Origin of the sequence: Streptomyces musisoli (assembly GCF_016741855.1) — a bacterium.
Taxonomy (GTDB): Bacteria; Actinomycetota; Actinomycetes; order Streptomycetales; family Streptomycetaceae; genus Streptomyces; species Streptomyces musisoli.
Window position 1 is genome coordinate 23,122 of sequence record NZ_JAERRH010000006.1, and the last position, 21,306, is coordinate 44,427.

Sequence of the window (21,306 nt, forward strand, 5' to 3'; positions counted from 1 at the left end):
GCTTCGGCCGCGCGCGGACCGGCGCTCACACGAGCGGGAAGGGCCTCCTCAGCCCCGCGAGAACTTGTACGTCTTGCTGTCCGTCAGCACGCAGAAGCCGGGCGAGACCACGATCACGCGCAGGACGCCGCTGCGGCGGTCGTAGTCGATGCCCTCCGCCTCGAAGCTGCCCGAGCAGGCGCTGCGCAGGGGCAGCTGGCGCAGGGCGGTGACATGGCCGGAGACGTCCGCCGTGCCGTTCGGCGCGGCCGAGAGGTCGATCTGGAGCAGCGGCTTGGTGAGGCCGAAGAGGCTGCCCTCGGGGTCGTCGGAGGAGCACAGCAGGGTGGTCGGGCCGGAGAAGTCGCAGCCCTGGACGTCGCGGACGGCGTGGTCCAGACGGACGGCCGAGACCTGCGGGAGGTTCGCCGAAGGGGAGGTGGACGGGTTGACGCCCGGGGTCGGGAAGACCAGCAGACGGGTCATCGTGCCCCACTCGCCGGACAGCATCCACTGACCGTCGGGCGAGACGGCGGCCCAGGAGTTGTTGAGCGCCTCGCCGGCGCCGAGCGTGTGGACGTACTCCGTCCAGGCGCCACCGGGCGCCTGGACGCGGTACATCTTCGTGTTGCCGGAGTCCCGCTGGTAGGGCTCGATGTAGTAGCCGTTGTACGAGGCGTCGGGGTCGCCGACGTGGTTCCAGCCGCGGCTGGAGAGGCCGAACGGGATCGTGCCGATGCCGGTGTACCGGTTGGGGCTGTTCGCCGGGACCTCCACCGAGGCCAGGCCCTGGCTCTCGGTGAGCGGGTCGGCGCGGTCGGAGCCGGTCTCGGTCCAGACGCCGGCCGCGCCGGCGGGCGTGGCTCCGGCGAGAGACACGACGGCGGCGGTGGCGAGGGTGACGAGTCCGGCGAGGACTGCGTGACAACGTGGCCGGGTGGACGCTGGCATGGCCGACTCCTGGGACGGGGTGGGGGACACAGGGTGGACGGGCGGAGACACTCGGTCGGCGGACAGTCTGGCGTGGCGCGATAGTCATGTACAGGCCAATGCAGCAACATGAGCGTGAACTCTCACGGCCCGCGGGACAGCGCTGTACGGTCTCGGCAGGAGGCCCCGCGGCGCACCACCGGCGCGGCGCCTTCGGCGGACGTCCTCGGCCGTGTTGAGGGATGGTGGAGGTAGACGGCGAAGGGCGTCGGAGAGTCGGGTGTGAGCGCGGTAGAACAAGGGGAGTCGGCACGGGGGACGACGTGCCGTGCGGACGGGCGAAGGCGGTGCGTGGCATGAGTGCAGCCGGGGCTCCGGTGACGGAGAACGGCGAGCCGGCGCGCGGGCCGGTGCGCCCCAGCGGTCTGCTCGACGTGCTGCGCGTGGCGTCGGTGGTGCTGGACACCGACGGCCGGATCGTCCTGTGGAGCCCACAGGCGGAGGAGCTGTTCGGGTACACCGCGCAGGAGGCCCTCGGCCAGTACGCCGCCCGGCTGATGGTGCACGAACGGCACATCGAACTGGTCGGCAAGCTCTTCGCCGACGTGATGCGCACCGGGCAGAGCTGGGCCGGCGGGTTCCCGGTGCGGCACAAGGACGGCACGACCCGTCTGGTGGAGTTCCGCAACATGCGGCTGCTGGACGACCGCGGGGACGTCTACGCGCTCGGGCTGGCCGCCGACCAGTCGACCGTACGGCGGCTCGAGCAGGACGTGGCGCTGTCCGAGCGGATGGTGAAGCAGTCCCCGATCGGCTACGCCGTCCTCGACACCGACGTCCGGTTCGTCTCCGTCAACCCGGCCCTGGAGAAGATCAACGGCGTGCCGGCCGCCGAGCACGTGGGCAGAACGCTGCCCGAGGTGCTGCCGCTGCTGGACGCCGAAGCCCTCCAGGCGGCCGCCCGGCGGGTGCTGGAGACGGGCGTGCCGCTGATCGGCAGCACGCTCGTCGGCCGCACCCCGGCCGACCCGGACGAGGAGCACACCTGGTCGCACTCGATGTACCGGCTGGAGGACGTCCTCGGCAACGTGCTCGGTGTGGCCGTCTCGCTGGTCGACATCACGGAGCAGCACCAGGCCTCGGTGGAGGCGGAGGCCGCGCGGCGCCGGCTCGCGGTGATCGCCGACGCCTCCGCCCGGATCGGTACGACGCTGGAGCTGGAGCGCACCGCCTCCGAGCTGGCCGAGGTCGCCGTGCCGGAACTGGCGGACGTGGCGGCCGTGGATCTGCTGGACGCGGTGGTCGAGGGCCGGCCCAGCACGCTGGGGCCTTCGGAGTCCGCGGTGATCCGGGCGCTCGCCCTGCGTCCGGAGAAGGGCTCGGAGGCCGTGCAGGCCGCCGACCCGCCCGGTCAGATCGCCCGGTACGCGCCCGACCGGCTGGTCACCGAGTGCGTGCGCACCGGCGAGGCGGTGCTGGTGCCGCAGGTGAAGGACGAGGACCTGCCGCGGATCGCCCGCTCCGCCGAGGCGGCCGTGCTGCTCGGCCGGGCGGGCCTGCACTCGTACCTCGCGGTGCCGCTGATCGCGCGCGGCCAGGTGCTGGGCGCGCTCGACCTCAAGCGCACCCGCAATCCGGCCCCCTTCGACGAGGACGACGTCCTGCTGGCGCGCGAACTGGCATCCCGCGCGGCCGTGCAGATCGACAACGCGCGCTGGTACCAGAACGCCCGCAACACCGCGCTCACCCTTCAGCGCAGCCTGCTGCCCGGTCATCCGCCGGTGACCACCGGTCTGGAGGTGGCCTCCCGCTACCAGCCGGCGGGCGCGACCAGCGAGGTCGGCGGCGACTGGTTCGACGTCATCCCGCTGGAGGGTGACAAGACCGCGCTGGTCGTCGGTGACGTGATGGGCAGCGGGGTCAGCGCGGCCGCCACGATGGGCCGGCTGCGCACCGCGACGACCACCCTGGCCGCGCTCGACCTCGACCCGGCCCGGCTGCTGGAACAGCTGGACAAGACGACCTCGGCCCTGGACCACTCCATCGCGACCTGCGTGTACGCCGTCCACGACCCGCATCTGCGGCAGTGCCGGATCGCCAACGCGGGCCATCTGCCCCCGGCCCGGGTGCGGCCCGGCCGCCCGCCGGAGCTGCTCGACCTGCCGACGGGTGTGCCGCTGGGGGTGGGCGGGGTCGGCTTCCTCACCGTCACGGTCGACTTCGAACCCGGCGACGAGCTGGTGTTCTACACCGACGGGCTGGTGGAGACCCGCCGCCACTCGCTGGACGAGCGCCTGGCCTTCCTGCTGTCCCTGCTCGACGACCCGGCCCGCCCCCTGGAGGAGGCCTGCGACTACCTGTTGCGTACGCTGCACCACCCGGACAACCACGACGACGTGGCCCTGCTCATCGCCCGGGCGCAGCACCTGCCGTAGCCGCCGCACCCGCCCCGGCGGACGGCCACGGCCCGGCGGCTCACCGCGGCCTCCGCCCGCTCCTCGCCCTCATCCGGTTCGCGGACGGGTGCGCGTGACATCGCGGCCCGGGGCCGGACGTCGTGCCCTCGCCGGCATCCTGCTGCGGGTGTACGGGGTTGATCAACGAAGTTGATCGACCGTGTCGGTCGTGCCCGCCTTCGTGGGGTTGATCCGCACGAGGAGCCGTCAGGGCCGTACGCCGATGACGACGTGCGCGTGCAGCTCGTGCGACACCGCCAGACGGGTCGTCAGGCCCGCGGCGGTGAACGCCTCCTCGGCGGCCCGGGCCTGGCCTTCACTGGTCTCGGTGAGCAGGCAGCCGCCCGGGGCCAGCCACTCGGGCGCGCCGGCGGCCACCCGGCGCAGCACGTCGAGGCCGTCGGCGCCGCCGTCCAGCGCGACCAGGGGCTCGTGGTCGCGGGCCTCCGCCGGGAGCAGGGCCACCTCGGCGGTGGGGACGTAGGGCACGTTGGCCGTGAGGACGCCCACGCGGCCGCGCAGGGCCCGGGGCAGCGCGTCGTACAGGTCGCCCTGGTGGGCCCGGCCGCCGAAGGCGGAGAGGTTGCGGCGGGCACAGCGCACGGCGGCCGGGTCGATGTCGGCGGCGTGCACCTCGGCGCCGTCCAGGGCGTGGGCGAGGGCCGCGCCGAGCGCGCCGGAGCCGCAGCACAGGTCCACGACCACGGTCGCGTCCGGCGCCGCGGCCAGCGCCTGGTCGACCAGGAACTCGGTGCGGCGGCGGGGGACGAACACCCCCGGTTCCAGGGTGACGCGGAGCCCGTGGAACTCGGCCCAGCCGAGGACCTGTTCGAGCGGCAGTCCGGCGGCGCGCCGGTCCACCATGCCGGCCGCCTCCTCGGGGGTACGGGCGGTGGCGAGGATCAACTCGGCCTCGTCCTCGGCGAAAACGCATCCCGCGGCGCGCAGCGCGGAGACGACCGAGGACGGGGAGAACGGTGCGGGAACGGACATGAAAGCCGAAGCCTTTCGGGAGCGCGAAACCTTCAGGGCGCTCCCGCGGTCACCGCTGTCGGTGTACCGCGCCGTCACGAGAGGAGAGCACCCCGGCCGACACAGCGTTGATGGGTCCCACCTCCTCGCACAGGGGTCGCGACCGTCCGCGACCGGACGGCCACTTTACCCCACGCCGCAGGCCGCGGAAGGTCCGGCCGCGGTCTGTTCCGGTCGGCAAATGCCGTGCGGTGGGCGCTGGATGGCAGGTGCCGCACAGCGGGCACCGGGCCGCGGGCTCCGGACGGTGGGACCGGACCGCAGGTGCCGGGCGCCCGATGCCGGGCCGCGGGCGCTGGACAGCAGGGGCCGGGTCAGACGCCGACCGTCTCCTCGAGTTCTTCCTCGGCCGCCGCCTGCTCCGTGGCGGCCGGCCGGGCCGCGCGCTCCGCCGCGGGCGGTGCGGGTTCCGAGGCGGGCAGGCGGGTGCGCTCGTAGAGGGCGGCGGCCGCGGTCGTCATGATGCCGGCCAGCAGCCACACGGCGAGAGTCCACACATTGCGGGCGAGGCCGTCGTCGCCGAAGTAGAGCAGGCTGCGCACGCCCTCGACGAAGCCGGCGCCGTTCCAGAAGGCGTGCAGGGCGCCGAAGAAGCCATTTTGCAGTTCGGGCCGGAACAACCCGCCGGAGCTGGTGAAGTTCAGCATCACGAACAGCACCATCATGGTCAGCGTGGTCCACCGCTTCAGGAACGTGTGGAGGCCGACACCGATGAGGAGGATGCCCGCCGAGTACAGCCAGGCCATGCCCCAGACGCCCGCGAGGTCGTGGTGGGCGAGGTGGAACACCGGTCCGGCGAGCACCGCGCCGATGCCGCTCACCACCGCCGAGACACCGACGGCGAGCAGCGCCCGGACCCGCACGGCGAGACCGGCACCCGCCGCGCCCAGCGCGGCGACCGAGGCGTAGGAGCCGATGCTGACCGCGATCAGCAGGAAGAACAGACCCTGTCCGGTGGGGTCGTCGGCGACCGGCGCGGCCACGTCGGTGATCTTCAGCGGCACGCCCTCCTCGGCGGCGACCGGCGTGAAGACCTTCTCCACGGCCGTGGCGCCCATGTCGGAGGCGGCGCTCGCCACCAGCAGCTCGGGCGCCGCGGCGCTCGGCACGTAGGCGCCGGTCACCTCGCGGGACTCGAGCAGGCCGACGGCGTCGGCACGGGTGGCCACCGTACGGACGTCGAGCCTGTCCCCCGCGGTGTCCTTGACCGTCTGCGCGAAGGCCTTGGCCTTCGGGGTGGTGCCGACGACGGCGACCGGCAGGTGGTGCGGCTCGGGGGTGACGAAGGCCCCCATGTACGCGAGCCCCATGCCTATGCACATCAGCAGCGGGGTGATCAGGTGCGTGAGCACATGGCGCAGTGCCGGTGACCTCATCGCGCGCGGCCCTCCAAAGGTTGGCTTATACAACTTTTACTCAAGTTGTACTATACAACTAGAACGCCGGAGGAGGTATTCCCGTGAGCGCAGCGGAGTCGGCCGTCGAGACGATCCAGCGCGAGATGACCATCTTCGCCCGCCGGGCCCGCGCCTCGGCGGGCCGCATGCACCCCGAGCTGTCCCTGGTGTCGTACACCCTGCTCGGCCACCTGGAGGAGCAGGGCGGCTGCCGCGCGACGGACCTGGCGGCCCACTACGCCCTGGACAAGTCCACGGTGAGCCGCCAGGTGACGGCGCTGGAACGCACGGGTCTGATCGAGCGCCGGCTGGACCCGGAGGACCACCGGGTCCAGGTCCTGCACCTGACCGAGGCCGGCCAGGAGATCCTCGCCCAGGTCACCCGCAGCCGCCGCACCGCCTTCAGGGAACGGCTCAGGGACTGGCCCGAGGAGGACCTGGTGCGGTTCGCGGCCTACCTGGAGCGGTACAACGCGGGACCGGCCGGCGCCGACGAGCAGTGAGGGGTCACCCGGGCTGCGGCACCGGCACCGCCGCGCGGCCGCCGGCCGGCCGTCGCGGTGTCCGGACCTCGAGGAACGCCGTGCGCCGCCGCAGCCGGAAGCCGAGGGACTCGTACAGCCGCACGGCACCCGTGTTCGCGGCGCCGGTGTGCAGGAACGGCGTCTCCCCGCGCTCCCGGATGCCGTGCGCGACCGCCCGGATCAGGCGGGTGGCCAGTCCCTCGCCCCGGAAGGCGGGGTCGGTGCAGACGGCGCTGATCTCGGTCCAGCCCGGCGGGTGCAGCCGCTCCCCGGCCATGGCGACCAGCGCTCCGCCCCGCCGGATGCCCAGGTAGGTGCCGAGTTCCACGGTGCGCGGCAGGAACGGTCCGGGCCGGGTGCGTGCCACCAGGTCGAGCATGTCGGGTACGTCCGCCGGCCCGAGGCGGACCGCCTCCGCGTCCGGTGCGGCCGCGAGGCCGTCGTCCACGAGCTGCACGCCCTCGACCCGGAAGGTGATCTCCCAGTCCGCCGGGACCTCCCCGCAGAAGCCGGGCAGCGGGGCGTCGGCGCCGGGCCCGGCCAGCGCGGCGAGGTCCGCCCAGTCCTGTTCGTCGGGTTCGTCGGGCAGCGCCAGCCACGGCGAGACGTCCACGGGGTAGCGCAGCACGCGGCCGCGCCGCTCGGCGAAGTGGGCGTGCGGGCCGGTCAGGGCGGCACGGGCCGGGTTGTCGAGGACGTGCGGGACGCCGGTGCCGGCCGGGCCGGGGCTGCCCGGACCGCTCACGACGGTCATCCGGCCACCTCGATCCCGGTCCCGGCCCTGAGAACGTACGACTGGGGCATCCTCGGTTCCTCACTTCCCTCGCGCTGTCACCGGCGCGTCTGACGCGTCGGCCCGGACCGCCGGGCGCGTGCGGCGGCGGGAGTCGCGCCGTCACCGGCGCACCGGAGCCGGCACCGATCGGCAAGGAGGGGCGGCGGGCCGGTATTCCCGGGCCCGGACAGAGTTCATACGGCCGCAACGACGGGGCGCCGACCGGGGCCGGAGCACCGGGTACGACAGCGTACGGTTGAAGCATGAACGTCACGCGAGGCTTCTCGGGCCGCCCGCGCGTCCACAACCCGGGACTGCCGCCCGGGCAGTACGACGCGCGCGGGGACTGGCCCGTCCTGTCCGCCGAGGTCACCCCGGACCTCGCGGCCACCGACTGGTCCTTCCGCATCGACGGCCTGGTCGAGCGCCCGCACACCTGGGACTGGGACACCGCGCACGCGCTGCCCGCGTCCGCGTACGAGGGCGACATCCACTGTGTGACGGGCTGGTCGAAGTTCGGCGTGCGGTTCGGCGGTGTCTCGCTGGACGCCTTCCTCGACGTGGTGCGGCCCCAAGGGTCCGCCACCCATGCCCTCGCCCACTCCCACACCGGGTACACCGCCAACCTGCCGCTCGCCGACCTCACCGGCGGGCGGGCGTGGATCGCCTGGGAGTACGACGGCGCACCGCTGGCGCCCGAGCACGGCGGCCCGGCGCGGCTCCTGGTGCCCCATCTCTACTTCTGGAAGAGCGCCAAGTGGATCGCGGGCATCACGCTCCTGGACCACGACGAGCCGGGCTTCTGGGAGCGCAACGGCTACCACACGCGCGGGAACCCGTGGGAGGAGCAGCGGTACTCCGGTGACTGAGACGGTGACTGGGACGACGACTCCCCTGACGCGCTTCGCGGTGCCCGGACGGATCGCGGTGAACGGCCCGACGGAGACGGCGTGGCAGACCGCCACGCTCACGGAGATCCGCCGCGAGACACCGCACGCGGCCACCTTCCGGCTGGCGGTGCCGGCCTGGGCGGGGCATCTGCCGGGTCAGCACCTGATGCTGCGGCTGACCGCCGCGGACGGCTATGCGGCGCAGCGCCACTATTCGATCGCGTCGGCGCCGGACGACTCCGGGCACATCGAGCTGACCCTGGACCGGGTGCCGGGCGGCGAGGTCTCCGGCTGGTTCCACACCGTGGCCCGGCCCGGTGACACGATCGAGGTGCGCGGCCCGCTGAGCGGCTTCTTCGCCTGGCCGGGCGACCGGCCCGCCCTGCTGCTCGGGGCCGGCTCCGGGGTCGTACCGCTGATGTCGATGGTGCGGCACCACCGGGCGCGCGGCCTCGCCTTCCCGCTGCGGATGCTGGTGTCGGCACGCAGCCCCGAAGAGCTGATCTACGCGTCCGAGCTGGGCGCCGAGACGACGCCCGTGTTCACCCGCAGTGCCCCGCCCGGGGTGGCGGTGGGACGTATGACGGCCGCACATGTGGCGCCGCTCCTGGCCGAGCCGCCCGTCGGTGGGTGGGAAGCCTATGTGTGCGGGTCCAACGGCTTCGCCGAGCACGCCTCCCGGCTGCTGGTCGCGGCGGGCCAGCCGGTGGAGCGCATCCGGATCGAGCGGTTCGGCTGAGCGAGCGGCTCCGCACCGAGCGGTTCGGCCCGGCGCCCCGGTCCGGCACGGGCGGTTCGGAAACGGCGTCCGAGTCGCGCGGGGGAGCCGGGCGCGCGATCGTGGGGCGCATGGCGTGTGCCGTGCGCCATATGGGCTGGAACTAGCGGTTCGCGGCATGCGCGAGGTGCTCCGAACGGGGTACGAGACGGGTGTGGACGCTCGTGCGCGTGGGCGGCGGGGGCGGTGGACCGGCAACCCGGCTTCCCGGCTCTCCGGCTCCGGTGGCGAGGAGGTGGACATGCGTATCCGGGTGCGGGGCTGGCGCTGGCGGCGCAATCCGCTGCGGCGCCGGTCGGACGTCGTGGAAGCGTGGACGGTGCTGGTGGTCACCGTCCTCCTGTTCGTGGTCGCGCCGCTGGCCGGAGTGGCTGCTGGCCTGCACGCGCATGACAGGGCACGGACACTCGCCGTGCAGCAGCGGGCCGAGCGCCACCAGGTGCGTGCCGTGGTGATCGGCGCCCAGCCCGAGCGGCGGTCCGCGCTGGAGGAGGACCGCCGGCATCCCTACCGCGCCGAGGTCCGGTGGACCGAACCGGGCAAGGGGGTCCGGACGGCGTGGGCGCGGGTGCCGGCGGGGGCCCGGGCCGGGGAGCCGGTGTCGGTGTGGTTCGACTCCCGGGGACGCAGTGTGTCGCCGCCGCCGGACGAGGCGGCGGTGTGGCAGCACGCGGTCACCGTGGGGCTGTGCGCGGCGGGGGGCACGGCGATCGTGGTGTTCCTCGGCCGCATGATCGAGCGCCGGGTCGCCCTGCGCCACCGGCTGGCCGAGTGGGAGCGGGAGTGGGCCCGGACGGGGCCCCGGTGGACGCAGCCACGGATGTGACCGACGGGTGACCCGCGCACCCGGAGCACGACGAGTCCGCCCACCCCCACCCGGAGCAAGTTCTTGCTCGGACCCCGGACCAGCGCCCGCACGCGATGACGCTGACGGACCGCCCCCCGTACCCGGACATCGACCTCTTTCTCAAGTCCGCTCAGGGTGCGGCGCCCGGCCGGGCTGGTGGCGTAACCCCGCCCTTCCCTCCGGTCCGACCAGTCGGTACGTTCGGAGACCCCGGGTCCGGTGTCGCGTCCCGGGCCCCCGCGACGACGGAGGTCAGATGTCCGCACAGGAGACAGAGCAGGCACCGGGCACGGAGCGGTCACCGGGGACGGAGCATGCACCGGGGACCGAGCGGTCATCGGGGACGGAGCATGCACCGGGGACCGAGCGGTCACCGGGGACGGAAGAGGCACCGCGGACGGAGCAGGCGCCGGGGACGGACGCTCGGATCCACGGGCACTGCGATCCGCGGTTCGCCCCGGTCCGGGAGGCCTTCGAGGAGAACTTCCGCGCACGTGGCGAACTGGGCGCGGCGGTGGCGGTCACCGTCGCCGGGGAGAGCGTGGTGGACCTCTGGGGCGGCTGGGCGGACCCGGCGCGCACCCGCCCCTGGGAGCGGGACACCGTGGTGAACGTGTGGTCGACCACCAAGGGGCCCGTGGCCCTGTGCGCCCACATCCTCGCCGACCGGGGGTTGCTCGACTTCGACGCACCGGTGGCGGCGTACTGGCCCGAATTCGCCGCCGAGGGCAAGGAGAAGGTGCTCGTGCGCCATCTCCTGTCGCACCGCGCCGGGTTGTCCGGCCTGCGTGAGCCGCACAGCCTGGAGGAGCTGTACGACTGGGACGCGACCACCGCACGGCTGGCGGCCACGGCACCCTGGTGGGAGCCGGGCACCCGGTCCGGCTACCACGCGCTGACCTACGGCTTCCTCGTCGGGGAGGTCGTGCGCCGGGTTTCGGGGCTGCGCCCCGGAGCCTTCCTGGAGCGGGAGGTGACCGGACCGCTCGGCATCGACTTCACGGTCGGACTGCCGGGGCGGGACTCCGGCCGGGCGGCCGAACTGGTGCGTCCGCGGACCGCGTCGGCCGCCGAAGAGGCGGCGTTCTTCCGCCGGTTGCCACCGGTCACCCTGGCCGCCCTGGCCAACCCCGCCGTCGGGGCCGCCCAGGCGAACAGCGCCGGCTGGCGGGCGGCGGAGATACCCGCGGTCAACGGTCACGGCACCGCACGGGCGGTGGCGGCGCTGTACGGCGTCTTCGCCGGGCGCGGCACCTACGGCGGCCGGCGGATCCTGTCACCGGAGGCCGCGGAGCGGGCGCGTGAGGGCCAGGGCAGCTGTCGCGACCTGGTGCTCGGCGCGGCATTCGAGGGCGAGACGGAGATCGGGCTCGGTCTGTGGCTGAGCGGGCCCCAGGGAGCGTACGGCCCCAACCCGCGCGCTTTCGGCCATGACGGGTTCGGCGGCTCCTGTGGACTTGCCGATCCGGAAGCAGGCGTGTCGCTGGGCTACGTGATGAACCGGATGGGGCCTCACATCGCCGACGACCCACGGAAGGCGGCGCTGGTCGACGCCCTGTACCGCGCCCTGTGAGCGCGCGGCGCGGCGCCTGGTGACCGCCGTGCGCGCGGGTGTATTTCGGTCGAACCACCAGGCCGCCCTTCCCTTGTGGTTTAGACCAATGCTAATTGTGGTCGCGCAACGAGCCCGTACGACTACGTCACGTCACCGACAGGAGGGCGCGGCATGGCCCGCACCACCCCGCTCGATCCCCCGCCCGACGACGACCGGCCCCTGTACGGACGGATCGCGGCACTGCTGCTCGACGAACTGCGCGACGGCACCATCCCGCCGGGTGAACGGCTCCCGGGCGAACGGCACTTGGCCGCGCACTTCGGCGTCAGCCGGGAGACCGTCCGACAGGCGCTGGAGGTGCTGCGCCGCAGCGGTGTGGTCGCCACCGACCGGCGCGGCAGCCATGCCACGCTGCCCGGCCGGCCGGTCGAGGCGCCCGAGTCGCTCACCTTCCCGGTGGGGGCCCGGTCGGCGGACCCGTGCGCGGTCGACCGGGCCACGGTGACCTGGGAGCCGCCGCCGCCGGAGCACGCGCAGGCGCTGGGCCTGGCCCCGTACCGGCCGACTCTGATGCACCGCTACCTTTCGGTGACACCGGACGGCCGGTCGCTGCGGACTGCGGTGACGTCGTTCTCACCGGTGGCGCTGGCCGAGGTGGCGGAGCTGGCCCGCTACCGGGACCGGGCCGACGGGGCCACGCCCGCGCAGCTGCGGCGGGCCTACGACTGGATGCGCAAGGCGGGGCTGTCCCTGCACCACCGGGACGCCATCACCCAGGTCGGCGACGCGTCCTCGGTACGGGTGACCCGGCGCGTGCACGACCAGTTCGCCCGCCCGCTGGAGATCACCGATCTGGTGGTCGACGCCGAACGGGCCGCACTGGTCTACGAGTTCACCCTGCCGGCCGCGGGCTGACCTCCGCGGCCGGCACGTCGTCCCTGCGGGCCACCACCAGCCTGCCGCGCGGGCTGCCGTCGGCCCGCCGCCCGAACTCGGGCAGCGCGTACAGTTCGACCGCGAAGCCGGCCCGCTCCAACTCGCCCAGCAGGGCGCCGAGTCGCAGGGCCCGGTAGTACATGACGAACGGGGGCCGCCACAGCGCGTTGCGCACCCGCATCGCCGTGTCGAAGCCGAGCAGCGTCCAGAAGGCGGGGTGTGCGGGGCCGGGCGGGGCGAACACCGGGAAGGCGAAGCGGCCGCCGGGGCGCAGCACCGAGTGGACCCCGGCGCAGAGGCCCGGCAGCTCCCGGGGCAGGAAGTGCCCGAACGCCCCGAAGGAGACGACGAGGTCGAAGGCGGCCGTGAACGGCAGGGCCCGGACGTCACCGCGCACCCAGGCGACCCGGGGTGCGCTCGTGGACCGTACCCGGTGCCGGGCGACGTCGAGCATGCCGGCACTGAAGTCGACCCCGGTGACGCTGCGGTGGCACAGTCCGGTGAGCAGCCGCGTACCGGCACCGGTGCCGCAGCACAAGTCGAGTCCGTCCGTGAACGGGCCGAGCGGCGCCAGCGTCTTCGCCACGGCGTCCAGCACGCCGTCGGGCGTCCGGAAGGGGGTGTGGTCGAACTTCGGCGCGAGCAGGTCGTAGCCGCGCTCCACGGACGACAGTGCCTGCACGGCGAGTTCACGGAGCGTGGGGCCTTCTGGACCGAACATGCCATCACCCTATGACGGCACCCCGGCCACCGGCGCCTTTCCGGCCGACGGCGCCGCGGCGACCCGGTCCGCTGGGCGTCAGCCGTAGGTGTCGTGGCAGAGCCGGGCGATCTCGGGTGCGGCCACGCCGTCCGCCTGGCGGCACAGGTCGCGCATGTGCGTGACGGCGGGCCGCCGGGAGGCCGGACGGGGGCGGGGGGCCGGGCGACGGCGTACGGGCGGCCGCTCCGGGCGATGGCGGAGCACCGGCGGTGCGGCGGGCGCCTGGGCCCGGGGAGGCGTCGCGGGCACCCGCCGGCGGCCGGGCCCGGGGTTCCGCGTGTGCTCGGCCGCCGTGCCGTGCCCGGCCGGGCGTCCGTGGCCGGTGCGGACGAGCGCCGCACGCGCGGACGGCTCTCTCGGCGGGGCCTGGAGGACCGACGGTCTCGCCGCCGGGTGCCGCTCCGGGGCGGCACCGGGGGTGGGACGGGAACTGACGGTGGTGCAGCCTGCGACGCTCATCAGCGCCGCCACCAGCAGGGGAAGAAGTCGGCGGGACACCCGCCCACTGTGCCGCAGCGTCCACGGTCACGGCCCGTGCCACGCGGGATCACCACCCCGACGAGCGACCGGCGGGGCTGACGGGGCACGTCACCCGGACGGGCCGGCCGCCGGACGCGGTGTGGACCGCGCCGTCACCGCTCCGAAGCGGGCATGTCGCCGGGAGTCAGCGGTGAGGTGGTGTGCCGGCGCTGCTCCAGGATCGCGAGGGCGCGCTCGCACCAGCGCAGGTTCTCCTCCTCGAAGGCGATGCCGGCCATGAGGGTGAGGTAGGGCCCGACGCGGTCGGAGGTGTGCAGGAACTCGTCCTCCGTGCGCCCGCCGAGCAGGCCCTCGCGCACCCGCCGGTAGCGGTCGAGCTTGCCGCGCGCCCAGCCCCCGCGCTCCTCGATCAGCGCCCTGGTGATCTCGGGGTCGCCCCCGTCCATGGCCTGGATCTTGATGAGGAGTTCGTCCCGGATGGCGGTGGGGCGTCTCGGCGGCTCGGCGGCGAACGCGTCCAGCTCGGCCCGGCCGGCCTCGGTGAGCGTGAACATCCGCTTGTTCGGCCGGCGCTCCTGCTCCACCGTGCGCGCCTGGACCAGCCCGTCCTGCGCGAGCCGCTCCAGTTCCCGGTAGAGCTGCTGCGGTGTGGCGGGCCAGAAGTTCGCGAGCGAGACGTCGAACGTCTTCGACAGCTCGTAGCCCGAGGCCTCGCCCTCCAGCAGGGCGGCCAGGACGGCGTACTTGAGCGACATATGGACAGGCTAACAGCCGTTGATTAATCTCATCCGCACCTAATCAATTAATTGACTATGCGAGGTCCGATGCGCGCGTTCCGTGAGGCCGTCGAAGCCGGGGACTTGGCCGCCGCCGAGGCACTGCTGGCCGAGGACGTCGTCTTCACCAGCCCGGTCGTCTTCAAGCCGTATCCAGGCAAGGCGATCACCGCGGCGATCCTGCGCGCGGTCGTCCAGGTCTTCGAGGACTTCCGGTACGTCCGGGAGATCGGCGACCCGGACGGCACGGATCACGCGCTGGTCTTCCGGGCCCGGGTGGGCGACCGGGAACTGACCGGCTGCGACTTCCTCCACGTGAACGAGGACGGCCTGATCGACGACTTCATGGTCATGGTCCGTCCGCTGTCGGGCGCGCACGCCCTCGCCGAGGCCATGGGCGCCCGGTTCGAGCAGATCGCGAAGGAGGCGCAGGCGCGGTCGGCGTGAGCGACCGCGCCGCGCCCCGGCCCGGCGGCCGTCACTTGCGCAGGCGGTCCAGCGTGGCCTTGGCGTCGGTCTTCAGCCAGCCGGTCACGTCGGTGAGGACGGGCGGGTCCTTGTCCTCGTCGTACGAGGACAGGTAGGAGCTGTAGCTCATCGTGTACGTCACCCAGCCGTCGCGGACGGCGAGCGTGGCGTACCGCGAGCCGCTGGAGGAGCCCTTCGTGGTGTCCTGGCTGACCATGTAGGCCTCGTCGCCGATGCCCTCGACCGGGTCGACGTCGTACCCGGTGTGGCTGTCCCCGTAGTTCTTCCAGGTGGCGGTGAACTCGGGCCCAGGGTCGGTCTTCCTGTGCAGGTCCAGCTGGATGGACAGATAGGCGTCGGCGTACGACGAGCCGGACTTCTTCAGCCCCAGGCTGCAGTAACTCTCGTCCAGCGCCTTGTCCTTGAGCGAGGTGTGGGTCGGCGAGGAGTCGTTCTCGGTGTACTCACCCTTGAAGGACGAGTAATCGGCGCTTGAGCACATGTCGGAGGGCGCCGAGTAGCCGCGCAGGTCCGCGCTGTCGCCCTTCCCGCCGACGAGGAAGACACCGGCCGCCCATGCGGCGGAGGCCACGACCGCGCCGACGGCGGCCCACAGCACCGCCCGGCCGGCCCCGCCGCCGGCCGGAGGAGCCGGCGGCACAGGCCCGAACGGGGTCGCCTGCACATAGGGGTTCGCCTGTTGCGGCATCACCGGCTGCCCCGGCAGGGGCTGCCCGACCAGCGTGGGCTGCGCGTAGAAGGCTCCCGCCGGCGGCGACTGAGGGTTCGGATACGGATAGGCCGTGGACTGCGGCGGTACGGCCGGGTGCGCGGGCGGCTGAGCAGGCTGGTCGGCCGGCTGCGGGGGCTGCGGTGGCGTGGACATGTCGTGAAGATAGTACATGGTTGGAGGTCAAGTCCCCCGACGTCCGGGATCGTTACGGTCTGCGGACATCTGCGCCGCATTCACGACGGCACCTTGGGCCGCGCGGCTCGGCAGCGGGTGGCGATGGCCGCACCGGGAGGTGCCGGACACCGTTGCCCACGAATTCGGCGCGCAGCGCCGGGTCGCCTCGGGCAGCGCCGGCCGAGGGGACGGGAGGGCGGGAGGGAGGGCGCCCTCGTCTCCGGCAGCGGTTCGTCAACTCCTCGATGGGCGGCCCCGGTCGGGCCGCGCGGCCGGTCGCGGACACGCGGCCGGGCGGGCACCGCGGCCTCCGGCGGAGTCCGGACGACGCGGTGGGCGGGCGGACGAGGTCTCCACCGGTTTCTCCTGACATTCCCCCGACAAGACGATCGATGGTAGGCCGGGCCGGCCGGTTACGGCGAAGTGCCCCGTGCGGCACCCGGGAACAGACCGGCGCCATGCCTTGTTGACATGGTCGAGGACACGACGGCCCATCCAGTGGTACCGTGCCGTCAGCACTCGTGCACGCCCATCGTGGGCGCCGGTGCCGGTTTCTCTCCTCAGCTGATCCGCTCGCCGCTCACCGGATGTTCCGGGCTCCGGCGCGTCAGCTTCCCGGTCCCCCTCGTGACAGGCGTTCTTCGCCGTACCCGAGGTGCCGTTTCCGCCGCCCGGAGGCAGTCGCAGATACGCCTCCCGTTCGCGGCCCCTTCCCCCCTCGCTTCCCTCATCCGTCCGCGAAAGGACCCCCTCATGACCACCACTCTCGAACACCCTCCCGAGGCCCGGCAGACCCCGGCCGCTCCGCTCGTCAGCGGCGTCCTGGACATCGACACGCACGGGAAGGGGCACCTGAGGGCCGCGAGCCTGCTCCCCTCCCCCGCCGATCCCCAGGTCACGCCGGCGCTGATCCGCCGCCACGGACTGCGCAAGGGCGACCTGGTCGAGGGCGTCCGGGGCGCGCCGCGGAGCCTCACCGAGATCGCCCGCGTCAACGGACACGCCCCCGGGGAGCCGCGCTCCCGGCGCCACTTCCGCGACCTCACCCCGCTCCACCCGCACCGGCGCCTGCGCCTCGAACACCCCGCCGCCGGACCGGCCGGACGGGTCACCGATCTGCTCGCGCCCGTCGGCAAGGGCCAGCGCGGCCTCATCGTGGCCCCGCCGAAGAGCGGCAAGACCGTACTGCTCCAGCAGTTCGCCGCCGCCCTGGCCGGCAACCACCCCGAGTGCCGGCTGATGGTCCTCCTGCTGGACGAGCGGCCCGAGGAGGTCACCGAGATGCGCCGCTCGGTGCGCGGCGAGGTGTACGCCTCCACCTTCGACCGGTCGCCCAAGGAGCACATCGCCCTGGCCGAGCTGGTCGTGGAGCGCGCCAAGCGCCTGGTGGAGTCCGGCGAGGACGTCGTCGTGCTGCTGGACTCGCTGACCCGGCTGTGCCGGGCCCACAACAACGCCTCCGCCGCCGGCGGGCGCACCCTCAGCGGCGGTGTCGACGCGGGCGCGCTGCTCGGGCCCAAGCGGTTCTTCGGCGCGGCGCGCCAGGCCGAGGAGGGAGGATCGCTGACCATCCTCGCCACCGTCCTGGTGGACACCGGCTCCCGCGCCGACGGCTACTTCTTCGAGGAGCTGAAGAGCACGGGGAACATGGAACTCCGCCTGGACCGCGAGGTCGCCGCCCGCCGCGTCTTCCCCGCCGTGGACATCGACGCCACCGGCACCCGGCGCGAGGAACTCCTCCTGCCCCCGGCCGAGTTGACGGCCGTACACGGTCTGCGCCGGGCCCTGCGCTCCCGGGAGAGCGGACCCTCGGCGCTGGAGACCCTCCTCGAACGGCTGCGCGCCACCCCCGGCAACGCCGCGTTCCTGCGGCAGATCCGGCCCACCCTGCCGGCCGGCTGATCCGGCCCGCCCCACCGGCCGGCCGGCACCCGGTCCCGGACCGCCGGGTGCGGCATCCGGGTTGCTCGGCAACCCGAACGGCCCGGACAACCTGCTGCCCACGGCCCCTGTTCATAGGTTGATCACATGGTCACCGGAATCTGTTATCGCGCTGCGGTGTCGGCCTGCTCCCTCTGCGCGGCGGGCCTGCTGGTGCTCACGCCGGCCGCTGCCGCCGCCGGGCCCCGGGCCGGGACGCCCGGTCCCCGGACCGGGGAGCCCGCCCCGCCCCGCCCCCGCACGGCGATGCCCGGACCGTCCCTGCTCTACCGCTCCGGCACGCAGGTCCGGCCGCACCGGGGCACGCCCGCGGTGCCCGAGGTCTCGGCACTCTCCTGGCTCGTCGCCGACGCGGACAGCGGCGAGGTGCTGGCCTCCAACGACGCGCACCGCGAACTGCCGCCCGCCAGCACCCTGAAGACCCTGTTCGCGCTCACCGTGCTGCCCGTGCTGCCCAGCGGGCTCCAGCACACCGTGCGGTACGAGGAACTGGCGGACGTCGGCGAGGGCAGCAGCCTGGTGGGCGTCGAGGAAGGGCACACCTACCAGGTGGCCGACCTGTGGCGCGGGGTCTTCCTCAGCTCCGGCAACGACGCCGTGCACGTCCTCGCCCGGCTCGGCGGCGGCTGGGAGGCCACGGCCGCCCGCATGCAGGACAAGGCACGCACGCTCGGCGCCCTGGACACCCATGTGGTCTCCCCGGACGGCTACGACGCCCCCGGCCAGGTGTCCTCCGCCTTCGACCTCGCGGTGTTCGGCCGGGCGGGCCTGCGCAACCCCGACTTCGCCCGGTACTGCTCAACCGCCCAGGCCCGCTTCCCCGGTGACGGGTCGTCGTTCCCCATCGAGAACACCAACCGGCTGCTGACCGGCGAGGACGGCGTGACGCCCTACCCCGGCCTCATCGGGATCAAGAACGGCTACACCAGCAACGCGGGCAACACCCTGGTGGCCGCGGCGCGCCGGGGCGGGCGCACCCTCGTGGTGAGCGTGCTGAACCCTCAGGCCGAGGGCGGGCTGACCGTGTACGAGGAGGCCCGCGCGCTGCTCGACTGGGGCTTCGCGGCGGCGGGGCAGGTGGACCCGGTCGGCTCGCTCGACGGGCTGCGCCCGCCCTCCCGCGCCGACGCGTCCGCCGCGCCGGTTGCGGCGGCCGGGGCACCGGCGCCGGACGACGACTCGGGCTGGTCCGGCACCGCCGTCGTCGCGGGGCTGTCCGGGCTCGGTGCGGGAGCGGTGGCCCTGGCGCTGCGGGCCAAGGGCGGCCGCGCGGCCCGTGGCTGACCCGCCGGCAGGAAGAGCAGCAGGCCCAGCGAGATCCACGTGTAGGTGTTGCCGCCGAGGAACCCGCCGACGCCGGAAGCGTCGTCGAACCACAGCCACACCACGCTGGTGCACAGCACCGCGTACAGGGCGGCCGCGACCCGCAGGTGCCCGGCGCGCACCAGCACCGCGAAGGACGGCAGCAGCCACACCAGATGGTGCACCCAGGTGATCGGGCTGACCAGGCAGGCCGCCGCACCGGTGAGCGCGAACGCCGCCGTCCAGTCGCCGGCCCCGGCCGCCCGGCGGCTGCGCCACGCCCACACGCACAGGGTCAGCAGGACCGCCGTCGCCCACAGCGGGCGGCCGGTCTCGCCGAGCCGGGCCAGAACCCCTTGCAGCGACTGGTTCGAGACGTAGTCGAGGCGGCCCACCCGCCCGGTGTCCCACAGCGCCTCGGTCCAGTAGAAGCGGGAGGCCGCCGGGTCCGCCCAGGCGGCCAGCGCGGTCGCGGCGACGGCGACGGCCGTGGCGGTGCCGGCCGCCCGCCGGCGCCCGGCGAGCAGCAGCAGGCCGATGAACAGGGCCGGCGTGAGCTTCACGGCGGCGGCGAGGCCGATCCCGGCGCCCGCCCGGCGGCCCCGGCCGGTCGCCAGCAGCAGGCAGTCGCCGAGGACGAGGGCGAGCAGCACCAGGTTCACCTGGCCGAAGCCGAAGGTGTCCCGCAGCGGCTCGAACAGCGCGAGCAGGCACAGGCACAGCGCCCATCGGTACCAGCCGTGGCGCCGCCAGTCCGGCCCCGCCAGCACCCGCAGGACCGCCGCGAGCGCGGCCAGGTTCACCAGCAGCGACACCGCGATCGCGGTCGTGCGGCCGAGCAGGGCCAGCGGCAGCATGGCGACGGCGGCGAACGGCGGATACGTGAAGCCGTACGAGGTGCCCGGCACCCGGTAGTCGTAGATCCGGCCGCCGTGGTGCGCCCAGGTGTGCACGGCGCCGTAGTACACCCGCAGGTCGAAGAAGCCGCGCAGCAGCGGCACGGTGGCCGTGAAGACGGTCACCGCGGCCGCCAGCAGCAGGACGAGCAGCAGCCGGCCCCGGTCCGTGCGCGGTCCCGGCATCGCCGGCCGCCCGGGCAGCCCCGGCCCTCCCCCCGGGCCCGTCATGCCGCGCCTCCCGGGACCGGAGCCGGGGCCTGGGCCGCCTGCCGGGCCTGCCACAGGACGACCACGCCGAGCACACCGCCCGAGACCGCGAGCACCAGCTGCCCGAGGTCGGCGGGCCCGCCGCTGGGCAGCACGGCGAGGGCGAGCACCCCCGCGAGAGCCGCCACCCGGTGCCGCACCGAGGTGCTCGGCGCGGCGGCGGCGACGAGGAACAGACCCCACAGCACGTACCAGGGCCGGATCGCCGGGCCGAAGACCGCGACCGTGAGCAGGCTCAGGCCCAGCGCGTAGACCGGCCGGGGGCGCAGCCGGACCCAGATCAGCAGGACGGCCACGGCGGTGGCCGCGAGGCCGAACAGGTGCCAGGCCGGGACGGCCAGCGGGGCCAGGCCGCTGCCGAGGCGGGTGAGCAGGGCGCCGGTGGCCCGGCCCAGCAGGCTCGTCAGCGCCCAGTTGTGCGAGGAGACCGGAGTGTCCAGGGCGCCGATCCAGCCGTAGCCCGTGCCGGCGACGGCCGTGGCGGCCACCGTGGTCGCGGCGGCGGCCACCGCCGTGGTCAGGACGGCCGGCAGCGGCGGGCGGCCGGAGCGCACCCGCAGGGCCACGACGGCGAGCAGGCCGAGCGCGGCCGGTGCCTTGACCAGGGCGGCGAGGGTGACGAGCACGGCGCCGACGGCCGGCCGGCGCCCGGCGGCCACCAGGCCGAGCCCGAGCAGGCCGAGCATCAGGGCGTCGTTGTGGGCGCCCGCGACCAGGTGCAGCAGCACGAGCGGGTTCAGGGCGCCGAGCCACAGCGCGGCGGCCGGGTCGGCGCCGCTGAGCCGGGCGAGGCGCGGCAGCGCCATCGCCATGAGGGCCACGCCGAGCAGGGCGATCAGGCGCATGCCGAGCAGGCCCGCGGGCAGCTCGCCGTGGGTGAGTGCGGACAGGGCGGAGGCCAGGGCGAGGAAGGCGGGGCCGTACGGGGCGCCGGTGTGCCGCCACATCGGGGCGACCTCCTCGGCGAGCGGGCCGCCGAGCCGGTCCGGGCCGTCGGCGTAGACGTCCATGTGCGAGTCGACCATGGCGCCCTGCGCGAGATAGCTGTAGACGTCCCGGCTGAACAGCGGTGGGGCGAGCAGCAGCGGGGCCGCCCAGACGGCCAGCACGAGCAGCAGGGCGCGCGGGCCCGGCGGCTGCGGGCCGCGTACCAGGCGGCCGAGGAGCACCCAGGCCGCTATCAGCAGGACGACACCGAAATACACCCCGACCAGGCCGAGCGCCGCCCGCACCGAGGCGGGCGCCAGGAGGTCCCGGACCGGGAGGGCGCCGGCCGTCTCGCCGCCGAGGGCGAGGAAGGCGGTACCGGCCAGGCCCAGAACCTGGCAGCTGCGGAGATCGACGGGGAACGCCATGGCCAACACCGGCTCAGCGTGTCAACGCCGGGTGGCCGGAAGGCGACGC

19 protein-coding genes and 1 pseudogene are annotated in these 21,306 nt (G+C 74.3%); 10 read left to right on the forward strand and 10 right to left on the reverse strand.

The features are described from left to right. Positions 1-48: 48 nt before the first annotated feature. Positions 49-930, reverse strand: a complete 882-nt coding sequence (locus JK361_RS17815) for a hypothetical protein (protein ID WP_201818971.1) — start codon at positions 928-930, stop codon at positions 49-51. A 335-nt stretch (positions 931-1,265) separates the two neighbouring features. Between JK361_RS17815 and JK361_RS17820 the strand changes: the two genes are divergently transcribed. Beyond that, the gene (locus tag JK361_RS17820) at positions 1,266-3,344 is read left to right on the forward strand and encodes a SpoIIE family protein phosphatase (protein ID WP_201818973.1); all 2,079 of its coding nucleotides are present in this window, start codon (positions 1,266-1,268) and stop codon (positions 3,342-3,344) included. A 228-nt stretch (positions 3,345-3,572) separates the two neighbouring features. On the opposite strand, the gene JK361_RS17825 is transcribed toward JK361_RS17820, so the two are convergent. Then, a complete protein-coding gene (locus JK361_RS17825) occupies positions 3,573-4,358 on the reverse strand; it encodes a putative protein N(5)-glutamine methyltransferase (RefSeq protein ID WP_201818975.1) in 786 nt (261 codons plus the stop codon). Positions 4,359-4,711: 353 nt separating this feature from the next. After that, entirely contained in the window at positions 4,712-5,773 is a 1,062-nt protein-coding gene (locus tag JK361_RS17830; RefSeq protein WP_201818977.1) for an ABC-2 transporter permease, read from the reverse strand. A gap of 83 nt (positions 5,774-5,856) precedes the next feature. On the opposite strand from JK361_RS17830, the gene JK361_RS17835 reads away from it, so the two are divergent. Next, positions 5,857-6,297 carry a MarR family winged helix-turn-helix transcriptional regulator gene (locus JK361_RS17835; protein WP_201818979.1) on the forward strand — a complete coding sequence of 147 codons (441 nt, stop codon included), beginning with the start codon at positions 5,857-5,859 and terminating at the stop codon, positions 6,295-6,297. Positions 6,298-6,301: 4 nt separating this feature from the next. Here the strand turns inward: JK361_RS17835 and JK361_RS17840 are convergent, their stop codons facing one another. After that, the gene (locus JK361_RS17840) at positions 6,302-7,072 is read right to left on the reverse strand and encodes a GNAT family N-acetyltransferase (RefSeq protein ID WP_201818981.1); all 771 of its coding nucleotides are present in this window, start codon (positions 7,070-7,072) and stop codon (positions 6,302-6,304) included. Between the two features lie 284 nt (positions 7,073-7,356). Here JK361_RS17840 and JK361_RS17845 point away from each other — a divergent pair, with 284 nt between their 5' ends. The 5 genes from JK361_RS17845 to JK361_RS17865 all read left to right on the forward strand — a co-directional run bounded on the left by JK361_RS17845 (position 7,357) and on the right by JK361_RS17865 (position 12,078). After that, complete coding sequence (locus tag JK361_RS17845) at positions 7,357-7,962, forward strand: sulfite oxidase-like oxidoreductase (RefSeq protein WP_201818982.1); 606 nt, start codon at positions 7,357-7,359, stop codon at positions 7,960-7,962. A 4-nt stretch (positions 7,963-7,966) separates the two neighbouring features. After that, positions 7,967-8,722 carry a ferredoxin reductase gene (locus JK361_RS17850; RefSeq protein ID WP_201819866.1) on the forward strand — a complete coding sequence of 252 codons (756 nt, stop codon included), beginning with the start codon at positions 7,967-7,969 and terminating at the stop codon, positions 8,720-8,722. Between the two features lie 280 nt (positions 8,723-9,002). After that, a complete protein-coding gene (locus JK361_RS17855) occupies positions 9,003-9,587 on the forward strand; it encodes an Rv1733c family protein (RefSeq protein ID WP_201818984.1) in 585 nt (194 codons plus the stop codon). A 277-nt stretch (positions 9,588-9,864) separates the two neighbouring features. Further along, the gene (locus JK361_RS17860; protein WP_201818986.1) at positions 9,865-11,181 is read left to right on the forward strand and encodes a serine hydrolase domain-containing protein; all 1,317 of its coding nucleotides are present in this window, start codon (positions 9,865-9,867) and stop codon (positions 11,179-11,181) included. A gap of 153 nt (positions 11,182-11,334) precedes the next feature. Continuing rightward, positions 11,335-12,078 (forward strand): GntR family transcriptional regulator, encoded by a 744-nt coding sequence (locus tag JK361_RS17865; protein ID WP_201818988.1) that lies wholly within the window; start codon positions 11,335-11,337, stop codon positions 12,076-12,078. On the opposite strand, the gene JK361_RS17870 is transcribed toward JK361_RS17865, so the two are convergent. From JK361_RS17870 to JK361_RS17880, 3 genes are all read right to left on the reverse strand, one after another. Continuing rightward, positions 12,056-12,820, reverse strand: a complete 765-nt coding sequence (locus JK361_RS17870; protein WP_201818989.1) for a class I SAM-dependent methyltransferase — start codon at positions 12,818-12,820, stop codon at positions 12,056-12,058. The two genes, JK361_RS17865 and JK361_RS17870, sit on opposite strands and share 23 nt — an antisense overlap. 78 nt (positions 12,821-12,898) lie before the next feature. Then, complete coding sequence (locus JK361_RS17875; protein WP_307787266.1) at positions 12,899-13,360, reverse strand: hypothetical protein; 462 nt, start codon at positions 13,358-13,360, stop codon at positions 12,899-12,901. Between the two features lie 134 nt (positions 13,361-13,494). Continuing rightward, positions 13,495-14,097: a PadR family transcriptional regulator gene (locus JK361_RS17880; protein ID WP_201818991.1), complete on the reverse strand. Its 603-nt coding sequence runs from the start codon at positions 14,095-14,097 to the stop codon at positions 13,495-13,497. 69 nt (positions 14,098-14,166) lie between these two features. On the opposite strand from JK361_RS17880, the gene JK361_RS17885 reads away from it, so the two are divergent. Then, the gene (locus JK361_RS17885; RefSeq protein ID WP_201818993.1) at positions 14,167-14,565 is read left to right on the forward strand and encodes a nuclear transport factor 2 family protein; all 399 of its coding nucleotides are present in this window, start codon (positions 14,167-14,169) and stop codon (positions 14,563-14,565) included. Between the two features lie 31 nt (positions 14,566-14,596). On the opposite strand, the gene JK361_RS17890 is transcribed toward JK361_RS17885, so the two are convergent. Then, positions 14,597-15,472, reverse strand: coding sequence for a hypothetical protein (locus JK361_RS17890; RefSeq protein WP_236053171.1), 876 nt, complete (start codon positions 15,470-15,472; stop codon positions 14,597-14,599). 774 nt (positions 15,473-16,246) lie between these two features. Here JK361_RS17890 and rho point away from each other — a divergent pair. Together rho and JK361_RS41285 are read left to right on the forward strand one after the other, a co-directional pair. Beyond that, positions 16,247-17,395 (forward strand): transcription termination factor Rho, encoded by a 1,149-nt coding sequence (gene rho, locus JK361_RS17895; protein WP_201818995.1) that lies wholly within the window; start codon positions 16,247-16,249, stop codon positions 17,393-17,395. A 285-nt stretch (positions 17,396-17,680) separates the two neighbouring features. Next, positions 17,681-18,376: pseudogene (locus JK361_RS41285) on the forward strand (D-alanyl-D-alanine carboxypeptidase family protein); the annotation flags it as partial. 59 nt (positions 18,377-18,435) lie between these two features. Here JK361_RS41285 and JK361_RS41290 read toward each other — a convergent pair. Then, positions 18,436-19,818, reverse strand: coding sequence for a glycosyltransferase family 87 protein (locus tag JK361_RS41290; protein WP_236053196.1), 1,383 nt, complete (start codon positions 19,816-19,818; stop codon positions 18,436-18,438). A gap of 41 nt (positions 19,819-19,859) precedes the next feature. Beyond that, entirely contained in the window at positions 19,860-21,257 is a 1,398-nt protein-coding gene (mptB, locus tag JK361_RS17905) for a polyprenol phosphomannose-dependent alpha 1,6 mannosyltransferase MptB (protein ID WP_201818999.1), read from the reverse strand. Positions 21,258-21,306 lie beyond the last annotated feature (49 nt).

Excerpts from the sequence above, each read along its gene's own strand:
- JK361_RS17820 (WP_201818973.1), top strand. The coding sequence starts at position 1,266 with ATGAGTGCAGCCGGGGCTCCGGTGACGGAGAACGGCGAGCCGGCGCGC.
- JK361_RS17865 (WP_201818988.1), top strand. The coding sequence starts at position 11,335 with ATGGCCCGCACCACCCCGCTCGATCCCCCGCCCGACGACGACCGGCCC.
- JK361_RS17890 (WP_236053171.1), bottom strand. The coding sequence starts at position 15,472 with ATGTCCACGCCACCGCAGCCCCCGCAGCCGGCCGACCAGCCTGCTCAG.
- JK361_RS17860 (WP_201818986.1), top strand. The coding sequence starts at position 9,865 with ATGTCCGCACAGGAGACAGAGCAGGCACCGGGCACGGAGCGGTCACCG.
- JK361_RS41290 (WP_236053196.1), bottom strand. The coding sequence starts at position 19,818 with ATGCCGGGACCGCGCACGGACCGGGGCCGGCTGCTGCTCGTCCTGCTG.
- JK361_RS17825 (WP_201818975.1), bottom strand. The coding sequence starts at position 4,358 with ATGTCCGTTCCCGCACCGTTCTCCCCGTCCTCGGTCGTCTCCGCGCTG.
- JK361_RS17870 (WP_201818989.1), bottom strand. The coding sequence starts at position 12,820 with ATGTTCGGTCCAGAAGGCCCCACGCTCCGTGAACTCGCCGTGCAGGCA.
- JK361_RS17840 (WP_201818981.1), bottom strand. The coding sequence starts at position 7,072 with ATGACCGTCGTGAGCGGTCCGGGCAGCCCCGGCCCGGCCGGCACCGGC.
- JK361_RS17880 (WP_201818991.1), bottom strand. The coding sequence starts at position 14,097 with ATGTCGCTCAAGTACGCCGTCCTGGCCGCCCTGCTGGAGGGCGAGGCC.
- JK361_RS17855 (WP_201818984.1), top strand. The coding sequence starts at position 9,003 with ATGCGTATCCGGGTGCGGGGCTGGCGCTGGCGGCGCAATCCGCTGCGG.
- JK361_RS17845 (WP_201818982.1), top strand. The coding sequence starts at position 7,357 with ATGAACGTCACGCGAGGCTTCTCGGGCCGCCCGCGCGTCCACAACCCG.
- JK361_RS17885 (WP_201818993.1), top strand. The coding sequence starts at position 14,167 with ATGCGCGCGTTCCGTGAGGCCGTCGAAGCCGGGGACTTGGCCGCCGCC.
- JK361_RS17830 (WP_201818977.1), bottom strand. The coding sequence starts at position 5,773 with ATGAGGTCACCGGCACTGCGCCATGTGCTCACGCACCTGATCACCCCG.
- mptB (WP_201818999.1), bottom strand. The coding sequence starts at position 21,257 with ATGGCGTTCCCCGTCGATCTCCGCAGCTGCCAGGTTCTGGGCCTGGCC.
- JK361_RS17815 (WP_201818971.1), bottom strand. The coding sequence starts at position 930 with ATGCCAGCGTCCACCCGGCCACGTTGTCACGCAGTCCTCGCCGGACTC.
- rho (WP_201818995.1), top strand. The coding sequence starts at position 16,247 with ATGACCACCACTCTCGAACACCCTCCCGAGGCCCGGCAGACCCCGGCC.